21 protein-coding genes are annotated in these 23,568 nt (G+C 65.4%); 6 read left to right on the forward strand and 15 right to left on the reverse strand.

Translation table 11 applies throughout. The features are described from left to right. Window positions 1–122: 122 nt before the first annotated feature. Entirely contained in the window at window positions 123–1,016 is an 894-nt protein-coding gene (locus tag ABFD52_02140) for a hypothetical protein (protein ID MEN6559561.1), read from the forward strand. Between the two features lie 10 nt (window positions 1,017–1,026). Here ABFD52_02140 and ABFD52_02145 read toward each other — a convergent pair whose 3' ends face one another. The 15 genes from ABFD52_02145 to ABFD52_02215 all read right to left on the reverse strand — a co-directional run bounded on the left by ABFD52_02145 (window position 1,027) and on the right by ABFD52_02215 (window position 18,327). Then, the gene (locus tag ABFD52_02145) at window positions 1,027–1,926 is read right to left on the reverse strand and encodes an NAD(P)-dependent oxidoreductase (GenBank protein MEN6559562.1); all 900 of its coding nucleotides are present in this window, start codon (window positions 1,924–1,926) and stop codon (window positions 1,027–1,029) included. Between the two features lie 3 nt (window positions 1,927–1,929). After that, a complete protein-coding gene (locus ABFD52_02150) occupies window positions 1,930–2,928 on the reverse strand; it encodes an NAD-dependent epimerase/dehydratase family protein (GenBank protein ID MEN6559563.1) in 999 nt (332 codons plus the stop codon). 13 nt (window positions 2,929–2,941) lie between these two features. Beyond that, the gene (locus ABFD52_02155; protein ID MEN6559564.1) at window positions 2,942–5,191 is read right to left on the reverse strand and encodes a polysaccharide biosynthesis tyrosine autokinase; all 2,250 of its coding nucleotides are present in this window, start codon (window positions 5,189–5,191) and stop codon (window positions 2,942–2,944) included. 27 nt (window positions 5,192–5,218) lie between these two features. Beyond that, complete coding sequence (locus ABFD52_02160; GenBank protein ID MEN6559565.1) at window positions 5,219–6,097, reverse strand: polysaccharide biosynthesis/export family protein; 879 nt, start codon at window positions 6,095–6,097, stop codon at window positions 5,219–5,221. 45 nt (window positions 6,098–6,142) lie between these two features. Beyond that, entirely contained in the window at window positions 6,143–7,453 is a 1,311-nt protein-coding gene (locus tag ABFD52_02165) for an outer membrane beta-barrel protein (protein ID MEN6559566.1), read from the reverse strand. Window positions 7,454–7,498: 45 nt separating this feature from the next. Continuing rightward, window positions 7,499–8,905: a sugar transferase gene (locus ABFD52_02170; GenBank protein MEN6559567.1), complete on the reverse strand. Its 1,407-nt coding sequence runs from the start codon at window positions 8,903–8,905 to the stop codon at window positions 7,499–7,501. A 38-nt stretch (window positions 8,906–8,943) separates the two neighbouring features. Then, window positions 8,944–9,423, reverse strand: a complete 480-nt coding sequence (locus tag ABFD52_02175; GenBank protein ID MEN6559568.1) for an acyltransferase — start codon at window positions 9,421–9,423, stop codon at window positions 8,944–8,946. A gap of 10 nt (window positions 9,424–9,433) precedes the next feature. Then, the gene (locus ABFD52_02180) at window positions 9,434–10,453 is read right to left on the reverse strand and encodes a Gfo/Idh/MocA family oxidoreductase (protein MEN6559569.1); all 1,020 of its coding nucleotides are present in this window, start codon (window positions 10,451–10,453) and stop codon (window positions 9,434–9,436) included. Next, window positions 10,446–11,549, reverse strand: coding sequence for a DegT/DnrJ/EryC1/StrS family aminotransferase (locus tag ABFD52_02185; GenBank protein MEN6559570.1), 1,104 nt, complete (start codon window positions 11,547–11,549; stop codon window positions 10,446–10,448). Before ABFD52_02185 ends, ABFD52_02180 begins: the two co-directional genes overlap by 8 nt. Window positions 11,550–11,713: 164 nt before the next feature. Continuing rightward, on the reverse strand, window positions 11,714–13,126 hold the full coding sequence (locus ABFD52_02190; GenBank protein MEN6559571.1) for an O-antigen ligase family protein: 1,413 nt from the start codon (window positions 13,124–13,126) through the stop codon (window positions 11,714–11,716). 4 nt (window positions 13,127–13,130) lie between these two features. Further along, window positions 13,131–14,342 carry a hypothetical protein gene (locus ABFD52_02195; protein MEN6559572.1) on the reverse strand — a complete coding sequence of 404 codons (1,212 nt, stop codon included), beginning with the start codon at window positions 14,340–14,342 and terminating at the stop codon, window positions 13,131–13,133. Beyond that, a complete protein-coding gene (locus tag ABFD52_02200) occupies window positions 14,339–15,214 on the reverse strand; it encodes a glycosyltransferase family 2 protein (protein MEN6559573.1) in 876 nt (291 codons plus the stop codon). The genes ABFD52_02195 and ABFD52_02200 overlap by 4 nt, the downstream gene beginning before the upstream one ends. A 9-nt stretch (window positions 15,215–15,223) precedes the next feature. Further along, on the reverse strand, window positions 15,224–16,294 hold the full coding sequence (locus ABFD52_02205; GenBank protein ID MEN6559574.1) for a GNAT family N-acetyltransferase: 1,071 nt from the start codon (window positions 16,292–16,294) through the stop codon (window positions 15,224–15,226). Then, window positions 16,291–17,280: a hypothetical protein gene (locus ABFD52_02210; GenBank protein ID MEN6559575.1), complete on the reverse strand. Its 990-nt coding sequence runs from the start codon at window positions 17,278–17,280 to the stop codon at window positions 16,291–16,293. Before ABFD52_02210 ends, ABFD52_02205 begins: the two co-directional genes overlap by 4 nt. A 9-nt stretch (window positions 17,281–17,289) precedes the next feature. Continuing rightward, window positions 17,290–18,327 (reverse strand): GNAT family N-acetyltransferase, encoded by a 1,038-nt coding sequence (locus tag ABFD52_02215; GenBank protein MEN6559576.1) that lies wholly within the window; start codon window positions 18,325–18,327, stop codon window positions 17,290–17,292. A gap of 278 nt (window positions 18,328–18,605) precedes the next feature. Here ABFD52_02215 and ABFD52_02220 point away from each other — a divergent pair, with 278 nt between their 5' ends. From ABFD52_02220 to ABFD52_02240, 5 genes are all read left to right on the forward strand, one after another. Beyond that, on the forward strand, window positions 18,606–18,884 hold the full coding sequence (locus ABFD52_02220) for an acyl carrier protein (GenBank protein ID MEN6559577.1): 279 nt from the start codon (window positions 18,606–18,608) through the stop codon (window positions 18,882–18,884). A 26-nt stretch (window positions 18,885–18,910) separates the two neighbouring features. Beyond that, window positions 18,911–19,882, forward strand: a complete 972-nt coding sequence (nadE, locus tag ABFD52_02225) for an NAD(+) synthase (GenBank protein MEN6559578.1) — start codon at window positions 18,911–18,913, stop codon at window positions 19,880–19,882. Between the two features lie 11 nt (window positions 19,883–19,893). Beyond that, window positions 19,894–20,841 carry a hypothetical protein gene (locus tag ABFD52_02230; GenBank protein MEN6559579.1) on the forward strand — a complete coding sequence of 316 codons (948 nt, stop codon included), beginning with the start codon at window positions 19,894–19,896 and terminating at the stop codon, window positions 20,839–20,841. 115 nt (window positions 20,842–20,956) lie between these two features. Continuing rightward, the gene (locus ABFD52_02235; GenBank protein ID MEN6559580.1) at window positions 20,957–22,807 is read left to right on the forward strand and encodes an asparagine synthase-related protein; all 1,851 of its coding nucleotides are present in this window, start codon (window positions 20,957–20,959) and stop codon (window positions 22,805–22,807) included. After that, complete coding sequence (locus tag ABFD52_02240) at window positions 22,801–23,556, forward strand: ChbG/HpnK family deacetylase (protein ID MEN6559581.1); 756 nt, start codon at window positions 22,801–22,803, stop codon at window positions 23,554–23,556. The genes ABFD52_02235 and ABFD52_02240 overlap by 7 nt, the downstream gene beginning before the upstream one ends. Window positions 23,557–23,568 lie beyond the last annotated feature (12 nt).

The raw sequence follows: 23,568 nt of genomic DNA on the forward strand, positions 1-23,568 counted from the left end.
AGGATACAACGGCCCGGGCGATTATTCAAGCCGCCCGATCGACGTCCCGTTGGGGCGAACTTGCCAAGGCCGGGGCCGCTCGTTTACAATGGCCCGGCGCGCAGGCGAGGAAAGGAACGCCGATGAGGGGAGCTCCGAAGTTCCGGCCCGGGGATCGCGTCACCGTGCGTCCCCTCGGGGAGATCCTTCGGACCCTCGACGGGACCGGGGCTCTCGAAGGCCTGCCGTTCCTGCCCGAGATGGTGAAGTACTGCGGCCGCACCTTCACGGTCCGCCGCCGCGTCGAGAAGCTCATCCAGGAAGGCGTCGGGTCGAGCCTGCGGCGCATCAGGAACGCCGTGCTGCTCGAGGACACGATCTGTGACGGCCGGGCCCACGGCGATTGCCGGAGGGCTTGCTTCCCCTTGTGGAAGACCGCCTGGCTCGCGGGCCCCGGCCTCCCGCCCGCCGGCCGGCCTGCGGCGTCCCCGGCGCCGGCCTCGCTCCCGTCCCGCCGGGGCTGCCAAGTCACGGACCTGATGAGGGCGACGACACCGCTCCGGGTCTGGGATCCTATCCGCTATATCCTCGACGTCACGTCACGGACCTATTCGCTCCGGGAATATGCCGCTTATGTCCTGGGCGCCCTATATCGCAAGACGGTCAAGCGCCTGGCCGGCACCGGCCGGAAGGCCGCGGCCCCGGCCGAAGCTTTCCTTCCCGGCGATTTGGGCCTGCGGCCGGGCGATATCGTCGAAGTGAGGTCCGCCGCCGAGATCCGGGCCACGCTCGACGCCGAAGGCAAGTGCCGGGGCCTCTATTTCATGCCCGGCATGTGGGCCCACTGCGGCCGCCGCTTTCGGGTCCTCCACCCGGTCGAGCGGATGATGAGCGAAAGGACCGGGGAGATGCGGGCCCTGAGCCGGACCGTCATCCTCGAGGGGGTGACGTGCGACGGCAAGGCCAACGGCGGCTGCCAGCGGGGATGCCTGGCCTTCTGGAAGGACGCCTGGCTGCGGCGCTGCGGGGAGGAGTGAGAGGGCCGGCCTAGGAAGAGAACGCCAGGATGTTCCGGATGGCCTTCTCCAGGGACATCCGTCGGGTCCAGGCTGCCTGGAGCCTGGGGATATCCGAGAGGTAGACCGGATCCTGGACCCCGGGCTCGAGGTCGACGTACTCGGCCGGCACATCCCGGCCGGCGATCCGGCCGAACAATTCGGCGACCTGCTCGTTCCGGACCCCGGGCGCGACGATATTGTAGCGGCCGCCCCGGCCGCCGTGCGCGGCCTGGATGATCAGGTCCACGGCCTCTTCGATGGGGATGAGATAGGCGAGATGGCCCGCGTTGATGCGGACCGTCCTGCGTTCGAGCACGCCGGCCGCGAGCTGGCTGACGAGCTGAGAGGGATGCCCGCCGGCGGTCATGACCGAACAGAGCCGGAGGTGGAGGACCGCCGTGCCGGTCCCCTCGAACGCGGCCTCCAGATACTTCTCGGCCGCCAGCTTGGCGATCCCGTAGGGCGTCGAAGGGCGAGGCTCGGTCTCAGACGAGATCGGGCCGGCATTGAGATGGCCGTAGACCTTGAGGCTCGAGATGTTGGCCAGGGCGCGGGCCCCCGACCGGGCCAGCCAATCCCAGAAGCCCTCCAGGGCCCGGATGTTGCGGTCGATCTCGAAGGCCAGCTGCCCGGCCCTCGAAAGCTCCCTCCGGACCTCCCAGTGGGCGTTGATCGCCAGATCCGGCCGCGGCAGCCCGCGCAGGTCGTCGTCGCCGCGGACGCGCAGGGGCGTCGCCCGTCCCGGCCAGGGGATCCTCTTCGGGCGGTCGGGGTATCCTCCCAGAACGACGGGGACCACGTCCGCGCCGAGCTCCTCGAGGCGGGCCGTCAGCTCCGCGCCGAGCCGGCCGGTAGCCCCCGTGACCAGGACCGTCGAACCCGAGAGCATCGGCTATTCCCAGGACTTGAGGACCTCTTCGGACAGCATCGCCTCCGGAGCGTAGGGCAGGCTCCGGAACCAGGCGATCGTGCGCGCCAGCCCTTCCTCGATCCCCACGCGGGGGGCGAATCCGAGAAGCGCCTTGAAGCGAGAATTGTCGCCCAGGTGGCGCAGGACGTCCCCGGGCCGGGCTGGGTGGAACTCGATGAACTTCCCGGGATCGAGCGAGAACGCCTGGCAGACAAGCTTGGCTATCTCGAGGACGGACGTCTCGACGCCCGTGCAGAAATTCAGCTGCTGCCCGCGGCAGGACTCGTTCGCGGCGACCGCCAGGATGGCCTGGGCCGCTTCTTCGACGTAGATGAAATCGCGGGTCTGGGACCCGGCGCCGAAGACGCCCAGGGGTTTCCTGTTCATCGCCCGGACGATCATCTTGGGGATCAGCTCGCCGCGCTGGCCCTGCCAGTGGGAATTAGGGCCGTACATATTGAACGGCCGGACGGTCGCCCACGGCAGCCCGTAGGTCCTTCCGTAGCTCGCGACGTACATGTCCTGGGCGACCTTGGCCGCGGCGTAGGGCGTTTCCGGGTTCAGGGGATGGCCCTCGTCCATGGGGATCCTCAGCGCCGTGCCGTAGACCTCGGACGAGGAGCAGTTCAGGAACAGGCCGACGCCGGCGCGGCGGGCGGCCTCGAGGCAGCTGATCGTCCCGTCGACGATCACGTCGTTGACGGCCCGGGGATCCCTGATGGACTCGCGCAGGCAGAGCACGGCGAGATGGACGACGGTCCGGCATCCCTCGAAGGCTTTCTGTACGTCCCGGGCCTCCCGGATGTCGCCGCGGAGGACTTCCAGCCGGGGATGGCCGGCGACGGCCCGGAGGTGCGCTTCCTTGCCGTTCGAGAAATCGTCCAGGATCCGGACCTCGCGGCCCTGCTCGAGCAGGAGGCGGACAACGTGTGAGCCCAGGAATCCGGCTCCTCCCGTCACGGCGACTCTCTCGACGGCCATGATGTCCTCTCGATCAGCGGTAATATTTATAGTACTGCCTGGCGTAATAACCGTCCTGCTCGACGATGTTGACGCCGTTCAGGATGACGCCGAGGCTCTTGAGCCGGTGGGCATCGAGCTTCTGCTTCGCCTGCTTCAGGGCGTTGATGGGGGTCCGGCCGCCCCGGGCGACCAGGATGACGCCGTCGACGAGAGGGCCGAGGGCCAGGGCGTCGGACACCGCCAGCAGCGGCGGGGCGTCCATGAGGATATGATCGAAGTTCTGCTTGAGGACGGCCACGAGGTCGTCCATCTTGCTGGAGTTCAGGAGCTCGATCGGGTTGTCGACCGCGGGACCGCTGGTGATGATGCTCAGGTTCGAGAAGCGCGTCGGACGGACGAAACCCGTATAGCCCGCGGGCGACGCCAGGAGCGTCGAAAGGCCCTCCCGGTTATCGATCCCGAAGATCTTGTGCTGCTTCGGCCGGCGCAGGTCGGAGTCGACGATGACGACCCTCTTGCCGGCCTGGGCCAGGGTCACCCCCAGATTGGAGACCGTCGAGGACTTCCCCTCCCGCGCCAGGGCGCTGGTGAACAGGACCGACTTGATCCGGCCGGGCGGCGAGGAGACGAGCATGGTCGTCCGGATAGACCGGAAGTTCTCGGACTGGATCGAGCCCGGACTCTGGGAAACGATCAGCTCGATGCATTCGCCGTCCCCGCGGTCCTGCCGTTCCGGCAGGATGTTCTCGGCCAGGCGGCTCGACGGCCGCCCGTGATCCCACAGCTTCTCCCGGGAGTACGGCCTCGAGCCGTCCCGGCTCAGGAGCAGGTCCCCCAGCCGCCGGAACTCGGCCCGGGGCGACCGGGTCGCGATCTCGTGATCGAACGCCGGGATGACGCCGAGCGTCGGGAGGCCAGTGCTGGCGGCGATGTCACGCGATGTCTTGACTGATTGGTTCAGGAACTCGATGACGAAGGTCAGCCCGATCCCGCCCAGGATCCCGAAAGCGAGGCCGAGGGCCAGGTCCCGCCGCTTGTTCGGCGACGTCGGCCGGAGGGGCAGCGAGGCCCGGTCCACGATCCAGACGTTGCTCGACTTCGTCGATTCGAGCCGCGAGGTCATGTCGGTTTCGCTCTGCCGGGTGATGAGCGCGCTCAGCAGGCTCTTCTTGTTCTCGATCTCGGCCTTGAGGCTGTTATAGACGATGGAGTTGCTCTGGGCGCTGAAAGCCTGGGTCTTCTCCTTTTCGAGCAGCTGCTGCAGTGACTGTTCCTTCGCCAGGGCGGCCTGATAGTCGGAGAAGGCCGCCCCGATCATGTTCTCCCTCTCCTTTTGCAGGGCCGTGTTGATGGACTCCATCTCGGACTTCATCCGCACCATGTCGGGGTATTCCGGCCGGACCGTGGCCAGCTTGCGCGCATACTCCTGGCTGATCGTCGCGTACTGCTCCCGCAGCCTCTGGATGAGCGGGTTGTTCCGGGACGAGGGGATGTTCTCCAGCGTCCCGGCCTTGAGCAGGAGGTATTCGTCGTTCTTCTTCACCCGCTCGACCGTGGCCTGGGTCAGCTCGCGGCTGAACTCCGCGATCCGGCTGACCGTCGGGGTCTCCGCCTGGGTGAGGGGGAGGATGTCCTGCGCCGAGCCCATGGCATTGAGCTTCTTCTCGCTGTCCGTGAGGTCGTTCCGGACGGCGTCGATCTGGGAGTTCAGGAACTTTGAGGCTTCCTCCGTGGCCTGGAACCTCTGGCGGGCGACCATGGCGATATAGCCGTCGAACAGGGCGTTCAGGGTGTCGGACGCGAATTTCGGGTCGCTGTCGTCGAATTGGACCTCGACGATCCGGGTCCTCAAGAGGGGGGCGACCGCGATCCGGCTGATGAAATTATCGACCAGTTCTTCGCGGAAGAACGGATCCTGGGGATCCACGGACTTCTTGCCCTTGCGCTCCCCGACGAAATGGGGGTTCTGGTAGAGCTTGAGCGTCTCGATCGTCTGGGCCGCCAGGGCGCGGCTCCGGAACAGCTTGGAGTGGCTTTCCAGGAAGCTGCCGGCGTCATAGCGCAAAACGTCCTCGAAGGGCAGGATATTGGGGTCGTTCTCGATCCAGACCCGGCCGACCGCCGTGAAGACAGGCGCCCTCAGGAACGTATAGGCGGTCATCGCGGCCACGATGATCAGGGCCGTCGCGAAGGCCGTCCACTTCCACTTGAGGATGACGGCCAGGACGTGCTGGAGCGACGTCAGAAGGCCGCCCTTCCCCTCCGTTATCTGGTCTGTCATGACAACCTCTTCAGGGACGGCCGGGGCCTAAGGGATGATCACGACGTCCCCGTCCTCCAGGATGATATCCGAGAGCTTGTTGCTGATGATGTTCTTCAGGTTGACCGGGATCTTGATCTCCTTGCCGGTCTGGGGGTTCTTGCGCGTGATCGTGACCTTCGACCTGGACGCCCACTCGGTCGGGCCTCCGGCCTGGGCGATCGCCTGAAGGAGCGTGATCTTCTTGGACGCCTTGTACTGGAGGGCGCCGGGGTTCCGGACCTCGCCGTAGACGAAGACCGTCAGCGTCTGGTCCGCCGGGATGAAGATGACGTCCTTGGGCTGCAGGGTGACGTTGAGGTCGTATTTCCCGTTGATGGTCAGGTCCCTGATGTTGACGGAGAGCCGGGTCTTGCGGCCGTTAGGCTCGTCCCGGTAGATGTACAGCTCGTTGGCGGCTTCGGTCGTCATCCCTCCCGCCTGGGAAATGATCTGGAGCAGGTTCGTCGGCCCGACGATCTCGTACTGACCGGGACGTCCGACGGCGCCCAGGATCGAGACCCGCTGGTATTCCTGGATGAACACGGTCACCTGGGGGTCGTTTATGTACTTTTCCTTGAGCAGCGCGACGAGCTTCTTCTCCAAGTCCTGGGCCGTCAGCCCCGAAACCGCGACTTTGCCCAGCAGGACGAGCGTCACGGACCCGTCCTCGGAAACCCGGACGGTCTGGTTGAGCTCGGCGTGCTCGAAGATAGTGATCTGCAGGAGGTCCCGCGTGCCGATCCGGTAGTCGATGACGGGCAGCGAAGCCTCCTGGGCATCCTGGCCGATCCCGAACGCCGGCAGGATCGAGAGGATCAATCCCAGGGAGAAGAGGACCTCGGCCCGCCTTCGCGGACCCGATACGGGACCCCTCGAGTTCTTCATGATCGCTTTCCCTTGTCTTCCCATTCTAGCATAACTCGCCCGCTCTCAGCGGGCGGTGGGATCGACGATCGCCGTCGTCGCCCCCGGCGAAACGCCGTAGCTCAGGCCGAAACCGAAGAAGTTCCGCCCGCCCGGCCGGATCAGGACGCTCGAGCTCCTCGTGGAAAAGCTCGCGAGAAGGTTGAAGAAGAGGTTGCGCTTCAACTGGGTGCCGAGACGGATGGAATGGACCCGATAAGCGCTCCGGAGCTGGGAGGACGGCTCCTCCGAGGAGCCGCTCTCGGGGTAGGACAGGCGGCTCATGGCGAAATCGTAGGACAAGGTGATGCGCCGGGTCAGGGCCCTCGTCACCCCTCCCCCGAAGCTCGTCTGGAGAAAATAGGACATCCCCGCGAAGACCGAGAACTCGGCCCCCCGCTCGAAGAACCCGTTCGCCGACGTGTGCCGCATCAGGGGGATGGTCAGCCTTGCGCTGCCGGCCAGCCCGGCAAAGTCCATCTGCGCGGGATCGCGCAGATCGAACTTGCCGTACCCGAGCCGGATCGCCCCCGTGATCTGCCGGTTCAGCGGATTGGTGGCCGCCTCGGGGTTGATGTCGACGCACGCATAGGCCCCGTAGCTCCGGGCGTCGCGGAAGTGCGTGGGGTCCTGCGTGAACGAGAAATCCCCGTATTCCCCGTCCAGGTAGTACCTGACCTTGGCGATCTGCCTCAGGTAGGCCCGGACGTTGATGTAATCCTCGATCCGATTCAGCCTCTCCCGGATGCCCGTCTCGCCCGTTTCGCCGTAATTATAGGCCGCCCTCCGGTATTGAAGGGCCAAGGATGTCTGCTTGGAGACCTGCCAGAGGGCCAGCCCCGTCAGCGCCGCCTCCTGCCGCCGGATGTTGACGTCCAATTCCGGCCCCAGGCGCTCCCGCATGTTCCGGTATTCGCCTCCGGCCAGAAAGTAAAGCCGATCGAGGACCAGGTGCAGGCTGCCGCTGGCGATCCCGTTGAAGGCCCGCTCCCCCCTGGTGCGCAGGAAGAAGAGATACTCGGGGGTGGCCGAGGCCTCGGCGATGAGCTTCCGGCTTAAGGGCAGCATGCCCCGGACGCTGGCGCCTGCCGTGGCCGTATAATCCGGGGTCGGCTCGGGGGTCGAACCATAGAAGATGTCGGAGGAGTAGCCGGCGTTCCCCAGGGTCAAGACCCCTCCGCCCCGCAACAGGCCCGATCGCCAGCGCAGGGCGTTATAGGCCTCTTCGAGATCGATGCCGATCCAGGTGTTGCCCCAGCCCCGGGCCTCCTGCGGCCGGCACAAGGCCAGCGCGAGGGCGGCCAGGGCGATCTTTCGGAGGGTCGGTCTCGCTCTCATGGGCTCACGCGTCCGCCGTGATGATATCCGATGCCCGGAACCGCATCAATAGGCGCCGATCCCGAAAATGACGACGGGGACCGTCTTCAGCAGGATCTTGATATCCAGCCAGAGCGACCAGTTGTCCAGATACTCGAGGTCGAGCCTCATCCAATCCTCGAACGAGAGGTTGTTGCGGCCGTTGACCTGCCACAGGCAGGTGATGCCGGGCTTCATCGAGTGCCGGCGTCGCTGCCAGTCCTTGAATTTCTCCACTTCGTCGGGGACGGTCGGGCGCGGGCCGACGATGCTCATGTCCCCGATGAAGACGTTGATGAGCTGGGGCAGTTCATCGATGCTGAACTTCCTCAGGATGCGCCCGACCGGCGTGATCCAGCTCAGCTTCTTCCTCCGGAACTCGGGGCTGGACATGTCGTTGAGATCGGAGACGCCGTTGAGCTCCCGCTCGGCCCCGGTCCTCATCGTCCGGAACTTGTAGAGAGTGAACTTGCGGCCCGAGAGGCCCAGCCGCGACTGCTTGAAGAAAATGGGCCCCTTCGAGGTCGCCTTGATCATGATGGCGCTGGCTAAGAGGATCGGTGAGAGGATGACGATCCCGAACCCCGAAGTGATGAAATCGAAGATCCGCTTGAGCAGGAGCTCCCATTCCTTGGCCAGGGTCGTCTTGAAGTGGAGGAGGGGCAGGCCGTCGAGCTCGGCGACCGAGGACCGGGCCAGCTTCGTGTCGAAGAGGTCAACGGCGATCGTCACCACGACCCCCTCCGTCTCGCAGTCGTCGATCGCGCCCTGCAGGGCGTTCAGGCGCGACCGGGGGACGACGAAGACGACCCCGTCGACCGCGTCCCGATGGAAGGTCCGGGGGATATCCTCGAGAGTCCCTATGACATCGAGCCGCCCGACCTTCTGGATGCCGCGGCCGGGCTCGTCGTCGATCGCGCCGAGCAGTTCGAAGCCCCATTCGGGATGCTGGTCGACCTTCTTGATGAAGGCGATCGCCCGCTTCCCCGTACCCACGATGAGGAGGCGGAGCGTGTTGAGGCCCTGGCGGCGGACGTAATGGGAGCTCATGAAGATGATGGACTTCTCGAGCCCGATAAGGAGGAAGCTGAAGCCCATGAAGAGGAGGAAGAAGAGCCGGCTCATGAACGTCAGCTTGAACAGGAAGATGAAGGTCCCCATGAGCAGGAAGGTCACCGTGGCCGCCTTGATCACCGCCCAGAGGACCTCCAGGTAGGTTCGGGTCCTCATCGACTGGTACATGCCGTTGGCGTAAAGTGTCAGGCACCAGTAGGGGACAGCGAACGTGAGGGCGAGCCAATATTTCCAGAGGGGGGCGTGAGCCTCGCCCAGGAGATGGGTGAAAAGCGAGGCGATGAGATAGGCGACGGCGATCACGCAGGCGTCGGCGAAGATCAGGAATCTGCGTAGAGCCTTCTCCCTTTCCTTGAACATTGGTTTGGACCCCTCTGTCTAAAAAGCCCTCTCATTATCTATTTTTTTTCGATCGTGCGCAAGGGCCTGGCCGGGTTGCCGGCCACGATCGTCCAGGGGGCGACGTCCTTGGTGACGACCGCGCCCGCCCCGACGATGGCCCCCTCGCCGACCGTCACGCCGGCCAGGATCGTGGCGCTCGAGCCGATGGAGGCGCCCTTGCGTATGAAGGTCGGCACGACCTTCCAGTCGGCCTCCGTCTGGAGCTCGCCGCCCTCGACCGTCGAGCGCGGATACATGTCGTTGATGAAGGTCACGTTGTGCCCGATGAAGACATCGTCCTCGACGGTCACGCCCTCGCAGATGAACGTGTGCGAGGAGATCTTGCAGTTCTTCCCGATGAAGGCGTTCTTCTGGATCTCGACGAACGTGCCGACCTTGGTGTTGTCGCCGATGGCGCAGCCGTAGAGGTTGACGAAGGCGAAGATCTTGACGTCCTTCCCCAGCTTGACGTCGGGCGATACCCGGCAGAATTCCATGGAAGCTCCTTTACAGCTCGACGCGCTTTCCGCCGGCCTTGAGGGACTTGTCCGCGGCTTCCAGGAGGCGGACGACCTGGAGCCCGGCCTGGCCGTTGTTGAACGGCTCGGCGCTCTGCTCGACGCATTTGACGAAATACTGGGCCTCGGCCTTGAGGGCCTCGGTCGCCTCGAGCCGGGGGATGTGGACGTCGCCCGACCGGTAGCTCACGAGAAGCTCGTGGATGCCGTCCTTGGCGCCGTTGGCGCTCCGGACATCGACGCCCCGATCATAGATCTTGACCTTCTCGTCGGCGCTCAGGTCGTCCCAGACGAGCATCCTCTTGTCCCCGCTGATCAGGGTCTGGCGGATCTTGACCGGGCTGAGCCAGTTGACGTGGAAATGGGCGATGAAGCCGTTGCCCTCGAACTCGATGGCGACGTAGGCCATGTCCTCGAGGCCGTGCGGGAAGTGGATGGAGCCGTGGGCCGAGATGGCCTCCGGCTTCTTGTCGATGACGTGGGCCATGATGGACAGGTCGTGGGGTGCCAGGTCCCAGATGACGTTGACGTCGTGCTGGAAGAGCCCCAGGTTGACCCGGACCGAGTCGTAGAACAGGAGCTTGCCCAGCTCGCCGGACTCGATGACCTGCTTGATCTTCCGCACGGCCCCCGTGAAGAGGAAGGTGTGGTCGACCATGATCCGGAGGTTCTTGCCGGCCGCGAGATCGATCAGCTCGCGGGCCTGGGCGCTCGTCGTCGTGAACGGCTTCTCGACGAAGACGTGCTTCCCGGCGAGGAGGGCCGCCTTGGCCATCTCGTAATGGGCGAAAACCGGCGTGACGATCGCTACGGCGTCGATCCCGGTCGACCGGATGAGCTCCAGGGGGTCCTTGATCACCTGGATGGAGGGAAAATTGCTCCGGGCCAGGGCCAGGCGCTTGTCCGCGACGTCGCTGACCGCGACGAGATTGGCGCCGGCCAGGCCGTGGAAGTTGCGGGCCACGTTGGGCCCCCAATAGCCGTACCCGATGACGCCGATATTAAGCATGGTAGAACTCCTTGATCGATTCCGCGACGTGGGCGATCATCTCGTCCGTCAGCTCGGGGTACATGGGCAGCGACAGGATCTGTTCCTGGCAGGCGTAGGCGACGGGGAAGTCCGCCGGGGTGTGGCCGAGGTACCTGTAGGCGGGCATCAAGGGCAGGGCGTAGGGGTAGTGGATGCCCGTGGCGACGCCCCTGGTCTTTAGGAAGGCGGCCAGGTCGTCCCGGCGCTCGGCCCGGATGACGTAGAGATGGAAGATGTGGAAGGTGTCGGGGCGGAGCTTGGGAGCCTTGACCTGCTCTACCCCGGCGAGAAGCTCGTTATACTTCAAAGCATGGCTGTTCCGGGCCCCGTTCCAGTCGTCGATGTGGCCGAGCTTGATCTTCAGGACGACGGCCTGGAGGGAGTCGAGCCGGCTGTTGATGCCCTCGATCTCGTGGATGTACTTTTGGAGCGAGCCGTGGCAGGCGAACATCCTGGCCCGGCGGGCGAACTCCTCGTCGTTCGAGATGATCGCGCCGCCGTCCCCATACGCGCCGAGGTTCTTGCCCGGGTAGAAGCTGAACGTCCCGACGGCGCCGACCGTCCCGGTCTTGCGGCCCTTGTAGGTCGAGAAGTGCGACTGGGCGCAATCTTCGATGACGCGGACCCCATGCTTTTCGCAGATGGCCTTGACCGCGTCCAGGTCCGCCGCCTGGCCGAAGAGGTTGACGGGGATGACGGCCTTGGTCCTGGGGGTGATCTTGGCCTCGATCTTGGCGGGATCGATGTGGAAATACTCGTCGATGTCGACGAAGACGGGCTTGGCGCCCGCCTGGGTGATGGTCTCGGACGTGGCGATAAAGCTGTTGGCGGCGGTGATCACCTCGTCCCCGGGGCCGATGCCCAGGGCTTTGAGGGTGATGTAGATGGCGTCCGTGCCGTTGGCGCAGCTGACGCAGTTCTTGACCCCGAACTTCTCGGCGAAGGCCTTCTCGAAGCCGTCGACGTACTTGCCTCCGACGAAGGCGGTCTCGTTGAGGACGTTCTGGATGGCGGGATCGATCTCGGACTTGATGGACTGGTATTGGGCTTTAAGATCGACGAACGGAACGTTCATGGTGATCTGTCACTCCTTGCCTTTCGAGATCAATGGTGTCCAAATATCGGACATACATATTCGGTCTCCGACTTTTCAGGCATAGGCTAGAGGATGTCCTCCCTCCTCTACCATCACCGCGGGGGGGTATTTCTGGGGTGATATTCCCCCTGAGTTTATCACCCCTAAAGGGGAGGTCGCAAGGGCGCTCCAAGATCCAGGTTCTTGGCGGGCTCTTCCCATGGCGCCGGGCTCGGCCGGGCCGTCGCGCCGGGCCAGACCATGATGGAACTCAGGAGGAACAGGAGCCAAAGCAGCGAATTGGGCTTTCCCAAGCTCGTCTCGGTGAAATTATGGAAGATGACCATCGCGAAGAAGACGATCTTGAGCTTTCCGAAATCCGGCTTTTCCCGGGACGTCCGCATGATGTTCTTGTACGTCTGGATGATCAGCAAGAGCAGGCCGAGTAGGCCGACGATCCCCAGATCCAGGAAGGTGTCGAGATAGCCGTTGTGGGCGGTCGTCGGGGTCCAGTCGACCCTTCGCCAGACTTCCATGACCCGGTTGGTGTCGAGCCAGAACGAGGCGAAACCGGAGCCGACGAAGGGGGACCGCGCGCCCATCTTGACGAGTTCCTGCCATAGGGGGACGCGCCCCGTGAAGCTGGAGTCCCGTCCGGCCGACGCGAAGAAGGCCGGCGCCAGGGACTTGTTGAGGACGGTGACCGCCAGGGACTGGACGACGAAGACGGCGATCAGGGCCGTGACGACGCCGCGATTGAACTTCCGGACATCGCCCTTGATCCGGGACTGGACGACCAGCAGGCCGACGCCCAGAAGGAAGACGATGATCGACGTCTGGCTCTTGGCCCCGACCAGCAGATAGCCGGTCAGGGCGAGAAGCACAATATCCAGGGGGTCGACCTTGGGCCATTTCTTGAGGCTTCGCCAGACCAGGGCCACTCCAGTATAGGCGCAGAGCATCCCCAGCTGGTTCTTGTGGCCGGTGACCCCCACCCACATCTGGGTGCCGTAGGTCGTGTAGATCCGGCCTAGCTGGCCGTAGTACCGGATGAAAAGGACCGACAGGGGAAGCAGGATGATCGCGACCCGCCGGATGATCTGGTCGGTCATCTTTTCCGGGTCGACGTCCGTCAGGATCAGGAGGATGGCGACGATGTCCCCGACGAAGCGGATCCAGCGCTTGAGGGCCACGCCCTGGTAGTCCGACCAGGAGATGCTGACGAGCGCGAACGCATAGAAGGCGAAGAGCCAGCCGTTGTCCTCGAAGGTGAGACGGAAGCGGCCGTGCCGGCGGATCAGGGCGATCAGGCCGAGACCGATGAGGGCGATCATCAGGTTCCGTTCGAGCGGATTGTTCTGGATCAGGTCGATGCTTTGCTGCTCCCAGGCGAGCCTCTGATTGAAGGCCACGGCCTGGCTGGGATAGACCCAGTAATTGATTGATCTCGAGGCGCCCAGGGCGATCCAGAGAAAGGAGATCCAGGAGGCCGGGTCCGACCGGCCATGTTCGCGGGCATCGCGCCTCAGGGCGTAGACGATGAACGCGATGGTCACGAGAAGGGCGATCTGGGCCAAGGCATCACTCCGCGGCGCCCCGGCCGGACCGGGGGCCCGCCAGCCGGGCGAAGAGCAAGGCCAGGCCCTTGTACATCGTCGCCTGGGCCCAATGCAGCATCGGGGTCCGGTCGACCAGCCCGGTCCGGTAGCGGCGGAAGTAGAAATGACCGCTCTTCCGGTCCTGCATGGCGTCGATGGCCCAATCGGCGACGCGGACGGCCAACGGCAGCGCCTCGGGATCGTCGCCCGCGAACTTGGCCAGCGTCTCGACGGCCTGGCTCATGCACTGGCTGTCGATCGGGTAGGTCCGGTCATGGTAGTACCTGGGCGTCCCGTCGGGAAGGAAAAAGCGCTCCTTGAAGAAGGCGAAGCCCTTCTTCAAATGGTCCCGGTAAACGCTGTCGCCCGTCGCCTCGATGTAGCACTTCAGGCTGTCGAGATTGTAGGCCGTATGATAATTGTCGATCCAATGGAGGTCGGGGGCTTCCCCGTACCACCAGGAACCGTCGGGACGCTGCCGCGAACAGCTGTAGAGCATGGCTTCCCGGGCGGCCGGAACGAGCCGCGTGTCGGACAGATAGCCCGAGGCCCGGGCCAGCAGGGCGGCCCCGAGCATGTTCGAATTGTGGATCGACTCCTGGGTGTAGGCCACGTAGCTCAGACAGGATCCGGCGCTCGTCCTCTCCCGGGGCAGGGCCAGGATCCAGTCGCAGGCGCTCCGGACGACGGCCAGGGATCTCGGCTGGCCCGTCTGCTCGTAGGCGTCCAGGAACGTCTGGCCGATCAGGCTCGTCCAGACGATGATCGGCTCGTCGGCCGGGAGCCGGCCGGTCCGGCTCGAGAAGGGGAAATAATTCCCCCAGCTGTGGCCGGCGTATCCCTCCGCCTTGTGCCGGTCCAGCCAGTCGAGGCACAGCTCCGCCTTTTTCAGGTAGTCCGGATCCCCCGTCACCCGATGCATGGCCAGATAGCCCGCGGCCATGAAGCCCCGCCCCTTTGTTGATTCCTTTTGGGTCACGCCGATCAGGGGCCGGATATTGACAGGGGACCAGCGGACGGCCTGCTGGAGGAGCCGCTCCAGGAAAAGGTTGTCGAAGGTCAGGGCCTGCAGGGGGGAGGACAGGCCGTCGAAGGGTTCGTATCCCCGGTAGCCGTGGCCTTCGACCCACCGTTCCAGCCGCTTCAGGCTGTCGTAAAGCTTCGTCGTGAAGGAGGTCATGTAGTTCCCGCTCATCGGGGGGTCCTTCGGAGACCGAAGGCCGAGCCCAGCCTCCGCATCTGCTCCCGGCGGCAGAATCTGACGACCTCAGGAGGCGCCGGCCTCTCCATGCGGGTGACAAGCGCGGCCAGATAGCCCGCCAGGATGGTCATGCCGCCGACGCCGAAGGGCTTGAACTTCATCTGATAGACAGCCCGGAAGGCCTCCCAAAGCGGATGATTGCCAAGATAATAATCCTTGTTCCCCTGGCGGTAGAGGGCCCCGAGCGCCTTCTGCGTCCCGGTCCCGATCTTGCGGTGATGGAGGACGGTCCTTTCGGTGAAGGTCCGCGTCCTCCAGCCCCTCATCCGGGCCGTGGTGACGGCCAGCCAGTCGATGCCCCCGCCCTTGATGGGCTTGTATCCCCCGATAGCCTCGAAGCACTCCCGCCGGAACAGCTGGCAGGCCCCGGATACGTGCTCGATGTTCGTGAACCGGTAATCGTACGGCGCTGCGGTTTCCTCGACGAACGGGACGCCGGCCACGCCGAGTTCCGGGTCGGCGGCGAACCGGTCCATGAGGAAGGCCATGGCGTCGGGCGCGAAGGTGAGATCGGCGTCGAGATTCCCGATGACCTCATAGGGCGCGTCCCCGACCAGGGCCTGGCCCGCGGCGAAGGCCTGGGCCTTGGCCGCGAACTGGCGGTCGGCGTGCTCCGGCCGTCTAAGGTAGCGGATCCAATCGTGGGCTGCCGCGTAGGCCTTGATGATCTCGTCGGTCCGGTCCGTCGAGCCGTCGCTGACGATCACCCAGCGTTCCGGACGGACGGTCTGTCTCGTGACCGAGAGGATGGTCCCCTCCAGGAAAGCCTCTTCGTTTCGGGCGGGCGTGATCAAGACGTAGCGCATGGTCCTCCGTCACCCCATGTGGCGATAGCAGAATTCGCCGACCCAGCGCGACAGGGGAGCGGGGATCCTCTCGGAGGAGAAGAAGCGCGCCAGCCGGTATTTCCAGGACTTTTCCAGCCGCTCCGTTCTCAAGGCCGCGTCGGCCGGATAAAAAAAGTGCGGCAGCTCCCGGACGGACGTCCCCCAATGCCGCTTGAATTCGAGGAGGCTCGCGTTCGCGGGGGACGTCCTCCCGAAATCGAAAGTGCGGTATCCCTGCTCATGCGCCCATCGGATCGCGTGCCAGAAGAGGCCGTGGACCGGGCTGAGGCCGTTGAACGCGTCGTCGGAGCCGAGGATCTCCGCCGAGACCCGGTCCTTGTAGACGAGCAGGACCAGGCCGGCGGCGATCCGGCCGTCCTTTTCGGCGAGCAGGAGACGGAGCTTGCCGTCCGGTCCGAACACGTTCCAGAGCGACTCGATGAACCGGTAGGGCTGAGCCGGCAGGGACCTCCGGCGCCTCGTCAGCGTCAGGACCCTGTGAAAAGCCCGCAGGTCCGCCTCTTCCCGGCCGGCCCGGATCTCCAGCCCGCTCGACTCGGCGCGCGAGATCCTCTGGCGGACGCAGGAGCGGTGGAACGATCTCCAGAGGCCGTCGAGCGGCTTCCCGAGGTCGAGGGCGTGGGTGAGATAATAGCGCGATTCCCCGAATCCCCTCCCGGCCAGCCATGGCCCTGTCTCCAGGGTCCGGATCTCGATATAACCGGCGCGGGCCTGCCGCGAGAGCGCCCGGGCCTCGTCCAACAGGGGACCCAGGTCGTCCGGCCCCGCGACCAGCGGGTCCATCAGCGTCGCGAACGGCGCCGAGATCAGCCGGGTGCCGGTCAATCGGCTTCGGACCACGTAAAGCGGAAGCCCCGTCCTTATGTCCCCGTTCCGGTCGTCGCAGGCGGCCAGGAAACGGCCGCGGATATGGCCGAAACAGGATTCGAGGACCGTCTTCCAGCCCGACAGGTGGTAGATCCGGCCCAGCGGATGGGCGTCCACGAAGCGATCCCACCGGGGAGCGTCGCCGGGGCCGAGCTCGATGACGCCGCTCATGCCAGACCGGAGCGGCGGGAATTCTGTCGGGCCCCGTTCAGGGCGTTCAGGATGCCGGAACTCGACTCGCGGGGGAAGTCCTGCGCCGCCCAGAAGGCCGCGAGCTCCCTGGCCAGAGGCTGCCAGTAACGGCCCCGGTAACGGTCCTTGACGTACTCGAGGAAGTCCTCGTAATAGGCGATGGGATATTGTTCCGGCCCGCGCCGGCCTCCGCCGAAATCCATGTAGTCCGGATGGGCGTCGACAAGGGCCATGCCGCCCTTTTCCGCGAGCCAGTCGAGCTTGCCCTTCCAGGTCCGGTTGTCCTTGTGCCTGAAGATGATGAACAGGCTGTGGTCCTGGGGCAGCGTGTAGGGGATCTCTATGAACCCGCCGTCCCGGGATTGGCGGGGGACCCAGAAGGGGAAGATCGTGCCGGCGCCCTCCGGCTGGGGCTCGAACGGGTCCGTGTCGAACGTCGAGATGCTGTAGGCCATGTCGAGGTCCCCGATCCAGGCCAGGTTCCTGTGCATGGACGGCGAGCTGAACCCGACGGCGTCCCAGTCCTTCAGGTAGCGGTTGACCCTCCCGGCGCGCTCGTCGAAGATCTTCCTGGAGCGGAACATCTTCCCGTCGTGCCGGAGCCCGTGGACCCCGACGTCGAACCCGGCGTCCTTGATCTCGCGGCGGAGCTCCGGGGAGACGGCGTAGCCTTCGGGAACGAAATAGAAGGTCGACCGGAAGCCCAGCCTCCTCTCCACCTCCAGGAGCCGGAGGCAGTTCTCGCGGCCCCGCATCGTGTCGACATCGTGGCTGAGGACTAACGCGAACATCTTGTTTTCGGGCCAGCCCGACCAGCCCAGCGGCGGCCGCGCCGCGCGCGCATCGATCGGCCAGACCGCCTTGTGCCGGACGAGCTTGACCCGGGCGATGACCCGGCGCAGGAAGATCTGTACCGGTCTCGGGATCATCGGCTTGATAACGTAGTAGGCGTCGAGCATCGTCATGGCGTCTTCCTATCCGATGTGCCGGTACGCCAGGGTGCCGAAAAGCCGCAGGAGGGGGAGAGGGGCCCGGGCGGCCAGCCGCGACCAGATCTCCGGGCGCGGCCTTCTGCGGCCGGTGACGAACGCTTCCGCCTTGAAAGAATATTGATGATAGTCGACGGTCGATTCGTCCCCTCCCCAGGCCCGCTTGAAGCGCAGAAGCCCGTCGTTCTCGGGCTCCGTCCGTCCGAGGTCCAGGTGCGTCTGGCCGTTCGCTTTCAGCCACAGGATGGCGTCCCACATGAGCAGGTTGTTCGGCCGGAGGTTCTGGCGGGACCGGTCCGAGGCCCCGTATTTGAAGATCGCCCGGCCGCCGAACAGGAGGAACACCGAGCCGGCGACGGCCCGGCCGGCGTGGTGGGCCAGGGCGACGATCCCGAGCCCTTTTGAAAGAACGTGATCATGGAGCTTGTCGAAGAACCGGAACGGCTGAGGCGGTAGGCCGTGCCGCCGGCGCGTCCGGCAATTCAGCCGGTAGAAGGCCTCGAGCGAACGCATCGACCCGTCGATGGAGGTCGAGACGCCTTCCCGCATGGCCTTCCGGATATTCCTTCGATTGGCGGCCGGCAGGCCCGCAAAAAGCGCCGATTCGCTCTTCCCGAGGAAAATGTCGTGCCGGAAATAGGTCTCATGCGCGGCCGGGCCGGCCCCGGCCGGAGCCCCGTCCCTCCACTCGATGAACCGCCAGCCGGCCCGCCTCCCGTATTCGAGCGCCCTGGCGCGGGCGGCCTCGATCAGCCGCCCGTCGACCGCGAAGGGCGGGCAGAGGTCCGTGAACGGCAGGGAGACGCCCCGCGAACCCGTAAGAATGCTCCGGACCTCCATGAGGGGCATGACGAGCGAGAACTTGGCCTGGTCCCTGCCCGCCAAATAGAGGGGAGTGAACTGATACGTCTCGGCCAGGACGGCGGCCCAGGCCGCGGAGTGGAAGAACGTCGGATCCCCGCTCGCAAGGAGCGCGGCATCCCAGCCGGGTTCCGACCGGGGATCCACGATCTCAATATCCATGGGGACCTGGCGTCATCCTCCCATCGTCTTCCATCGTCAACCGACGGCCGCAATCTATTATTTTTCGGCGGCCAAGTCAATATCGGACGCGCCTGCCGGAGCGTTGCGGGGAGTCCGGAATCCGGATATAATCTCCCCGCCGGAGGTGATGGTGGAGGGGCCAAAATCACCCCGGAAATCACCAGCGCGGGCGATTTCGAGCCCGCAGGCGGGCCGTTTATGCTAGGTCCCGCGAACATCGGAAGGGTTCGGCGGCCCCGGACAAGAAGGAGCACGATATGGACATGGTCAAAACGGATGATGCGAACATTAAATCGTCCTTGAGGGAGTTCCTGACCGCCTCGGTCCTGCCCTTGGCGAGGGTGGACGATTTCCAGGACGGCGATTCGTTCCTCGAAAAGGGGATCCTGGATTCCACCGGCGTGCTCGAGCTCGTCGGCCACATCGAGACGCAGTATGCTATCCGGGTCGAGGCCGACGAGATCACGCCGGATAACCTCGATTCCCTGGACAAGCTCGTGGCCTTCGTCGCCCGGAAGACAGGCCGCGCCAGCTGACCGGCCGGGAGCCAGGAGGGACCCCGATGAACTTCCACAAGGATGTCCTCGTCATGGACGCCGGCCGCGAGGCCGACCGGATCGTCTCCTTCATCCGCGATTACGCCCGGTCCGCGCGAAGGAACGGGGCGGTCATCGGCCTCAGCGGCGGCATCGATTCCGCCCTCGCCTCCGAGCTCTGCGTCCGGGCCCTCGGCAAGGACAACGTCCACAGCCTCATCCTCCCCGAACGGGACTCGAACCCGGTCAGCGCCGAATACGGCCTGAAACAGGCCCGGAAGCTCGGCATCACCTCGGAAACGATCGAGATCACGCCGGTCCTCGAAGCGCTGGGCGCCTATGAGAAGCGGGACAGCGCGGTCCGGAAGTTCTTTCCCGACTACGAGCCGGGCTGGACGATGAAGATCAGCCTGCCGCCGGATCTGCTCCACAAGGAGGCGTTCAACGTCTTCACCCTGACCGTGACGGACAGCCGCGGCCAGGTGCGGACGGCGCGGCTGGACAAGGACGGTCTCAACGGGATCGTGGCCGCGACCAACACGAAGCAGCGGACCAGGATGGTCGAGCTCTACCTGGCCGCCGAGCGCCGGAACTATTTCGTCTGCGGAACGACCAACCGGACCGAGAACCTTCAGGGATTCTTCGTCAAGTACGGCGACGGCGGCGTGGACATCGAGCCCCTGGCCCACCTGTTCAAGACCCAGATCTTCCAGCTTTCCGCGCACCTCGGCGTCATCGGGGAGATCCTCCGCCGCAAGCCCAGCCCGGACACCTACAGTTTCGCCGTCAGCGATGAGGAGTTCTTCTATCGGATGCCCATCCCGACGCTGGACCTCCTCCTCCACGGCTGGGAGAACAAGGTGCCGGTGGAAGAGGTCGCCAAGGTCATGGACCTCACGGAGGACCAGGTCAAGCGGGCCTTCCGCGATTTCGCCAGCAAGTTCAGCGGGACGGAACACGTCCGCCAGGCCCCTCCGACGCTGCCCGATCCCAGATGATCGCGGGTCCCATGTCCCAGACAACGAAGACGATCAGCTACAAAGGCAAGGAGTATCGTCTTCGGGCCCTGCCCCTCGGACCGGACCTGGATATCGTCATCCAGGGGAGGATCATCAAGATCGGGAAGATCCGGAACGAGTTCTGGATGCGTTCGAAGGACATCCCGGACATCCCGGCGATGGTCGAGCAGCTCCGGGGAATGCCCGGCCGGCCGGACCTCCTCATGGTCACCCAGAAGCTGCCGGACGTCCGGGTCCGCTATCCCTATCGTCTCGAATGGGACAATCTGGCGGTCGCGCATTTCGACAGCTATGACGAATGGTTCAAGGACCAGGTCGCCCGCGACGCCAGAAGCCAGATCCGGAAAGCCGGGCGGGAAGGCGTGAGGACCGAGGTCGTGCCGCTCACCGACGAGCTGGCCGAAGGCATCTGCGCGATCTACAACGAGATCCCGGTCCGGCAGGGACGGAAGTTCTGGCACTACGGCAAGGACGCCGCGGCGGTGAAGCGCGAGAACAGCAGCTACCTTGACCGGAGCCTGTTCATCGGCGCCTATCATGGCCAGGAGCTCATCGGCTTCATCAAGCTGGTCTTCGACGGCCAGGTCGCGCACATCCTCCAGATCCTCTCGAAATCCTCCCACTTCCTCAAGCGGCCCAACAACGCCCTGCTGGCCAAGGCCGTCGAGGTGGCCGTCTCCCGGGGGGCGCATGACCTGACCTACGGCGGCTTCGTCTACGGGAAGAAGGAACACAGCAGCCTCATCGAGTTCAAGAAGAGCCTCGGGTTCCAGAGGGTGGACGTCCCGCGCTACTGGATCCCGCTGACCGCCAAAGGACGGCTGGCCCTCAAGCTGGGGCTCCAGCGGGGCCTGAAAGAGCGCATCCCGGCCTCCCTGATCTATTTCGGATCGGACCTTCGGCTCAAGCTCTATCGTCTCCTCGGGAAAAGCCGTTGACCTTCGCCGCGGCGCCAGGGAGGGCTTGTGTCGCCCGGACGGATGTTCGAAGATATTCCCCCGGGCGGGCCGAAGCTTCGGGCGCCGAAGGGGATCCACGGATGCTGGGGCGATCATGACGGGACTCTGCGGGATCGTGGGCGGAAAGCGGCCGGACGTCTGCGGCCGCCAGCTCGAGATCATGCTTTCCTCGATGCGCGATGAGGATTTCCATCGCTCCGGAACGTTTCGGCAGGAGGAGATCGGCCTCTACGCCGGCTGGACCTGCCATCCCGGGTCCTTCGCCGACGGCCTTCCCGTCGCCAACGAGACCGGCGACGTCCTTGCGCTGGTGGCCGGCGAGATCTTCCCCTCGCCGGACGAGGTATCCGGACTGAAGAAGGCCGGGCACGCGTTCGAGGGCTCCGGGCCCGATTATCTCGTCCATTCGTACGAGGAGCTCGGGCCCGCCTTCGTCGGGCGGCTGAACGGCTGGTTCCACGGCCTTCTCTTCGACCGGAGAAAAGGGACCGGCTATCTTTTCAACGACCGCTTCGGCATGAGGCGCCTCTTCGTTCATGAGGAGGACGGGCAGATGTTCTTCGCCGCCCAGGCCAAGGCCATCCTCGCGGCGCTGCCGGCGACGCGCGATTTCGACCCCTCCGGCCTCTCCGAGTACCTGGCCTGCGGCTGCACCCTGGGCGCCCGATCCCTGTTCAAGGGGATCGAAGTCCTTCCGGGCGGGACCCTCTGGACGTTCGGCCGCCGCGGACCCGAGAAGCGGGCGCTGTATTTCGACCGCCGGGAGTGGGAAGACCAGCCCCGGCTCGAGCCGGACCGCTATGCCGAGGACATGCGCGCGCTCATGCCTCCGGTCATCAGGGCCTATGGCGGGAGAAGGCTGCCCCTGGCCGTCTCGCTGACCGGCGGCATCGATACGCGGCTGGTCATGTCCTGCCTGGACCTGCGCCCGGGGGATACTCCCTGTTATACGTTCGGCAGCATGTACCGCGACACCTTCGACGTTTCCCTGGCCCGGCGGATCGCGCATCGCTGCGGCCAGGACCACTCCTCGATCGTCCTGGGCCGGGAGTTCCTTCAGGATTTCCGGCCCGGTCTCGACGCGGCCTGTCTACGGTCTGACGGCTGCCTGAGCCTGTCCGGGGCCGCCTACCTCCATGTCAACAGGCTGGCCCGGCGCATCGCGCCCATCCGCCTGACGGGGAATTTCGGGAGCGAGTTGCTGCGGGGGGTCCGGACCTTCAAGTCCCAGAAGCCGAAAGTGCCGTTCTACGATCCCGCGATCGCCCCGCATCTGGAGGCCGCCCGGCGGACCTTCGAAGGCCTGGCCGCGGTCGACCCGATCTCGTTCTCGCTCTTCTTCCAGGCGCCCAACCTTGGATACGGACTCCTGTCCGTCGAAGAATCGCAGCTCGTCATGCGCACGCCCTTTTTGGACAACGAGCTGGCCAAGCTGGCCTACCGGGGGCCCCGGTCCTATGCCGCCGGACTCGACCTGTCCGTCGCGGTCATCCGGGACAACCGTCCCGAGCTCCTCGACATCCCCACGGACTTCGGCTACCTGGGAAGGGGAGGCCGGCTCGTCCGCTCGGTCCGGAAGGCGCATCACCAGGCCCTCTTCCGGGGCGAATACCTGGCCAGCCACGGGATGCCGCGCAGTGTCGCCCTGCTGATCAAGCTGGCGCCCTGGCTGTCGCCGGAGAAGCTGCTGCTGGGACGCCACAAGTACCATCACTTCCGGACGTGGGTCCGGCGGGAGCTCGCGGTAGACATCCGCGACGTCCTGCTGGCCGGGCCGGATTTCCCTTCCTGCCTGGACAGGCGCTCGGTCGAGGGCATGCTGGAGGCCCATCTCGCGGGGCGCGATAATTTCCTCGATGAGATCGAGAAGGCGCTGACCGTCGTTCTCGACCACCGGCTGCTGTTCCATCCGGCCGCGGACCGCCCGGGGGCGGACCCGTGCTGATCATCAACGCGGACGACCTCGGACGGGACCGGGCCGCGTCGGACGCCTGCTTCATCGGCCATGAGCGCCGCGTCATCACTTCCGCCAGCCTCATGGTCTTCATGGCGGATTCGGCCCGGGCCGCGGAGCTGGCCCGGCCGGCCCGGCTCGAGACGGGCCTTCATATCAACCTGACGCAAGCCTATGACGGGCCCGGCGTTCCGGCCGCCGTCAGGGAGTCCCAGGAACGCGTGGCGCGCTACCTGCGACTGGGAAAGTGGCCCCAGGTCGTCTATAACCCCCTGCTGAAGGGAGCCTTCGCTTCGACCTTCGCCTGGCAGCTGGAAGAATACCGGCGCCTGCTCGGGCGGGACCCGGACCATTACGACGGCCATAACCACATGCACCTGAGCATGAACATGATCGTCGGCGGCTTCATCCCGGAGGGATCCAGGGTCCGACGCAGCTTCACCTTCCGCCGCGGCGAGAAGAGCGCCCTGAACAGGCTCTACCGCCGGCGCCTCGACGCCTGGCTCATCGGCCGGCACACCACGACCGGCGCCTTTTTCAGCCTCGATCCCGTCGGCGACCGGCCCCGGCTGCAGAGGATCGTCGACCTCGCCCGGACGGCCGACGTGGAGCTCATGGTCCATCCCTGGAGGGACGACCAGTTCGCCCTCCTGATGAGCGGCCCGTTCAGGGACCTTGTCGGCTCCGTCCCCTGCGGCGCGCAGGGCGATCTCCAGCCCGGTCAGGCCAGGCGCGCCTGAGACGCCCGGGGC

Source organism: Acidobacteriota bacterium, from assembly GCA_039683095.1.
GTDB lineage: Bacteria > Acidobacteriota > Aminicenantia > Aminicenantales > Saccharicenantaceae > RBG-16-66-30.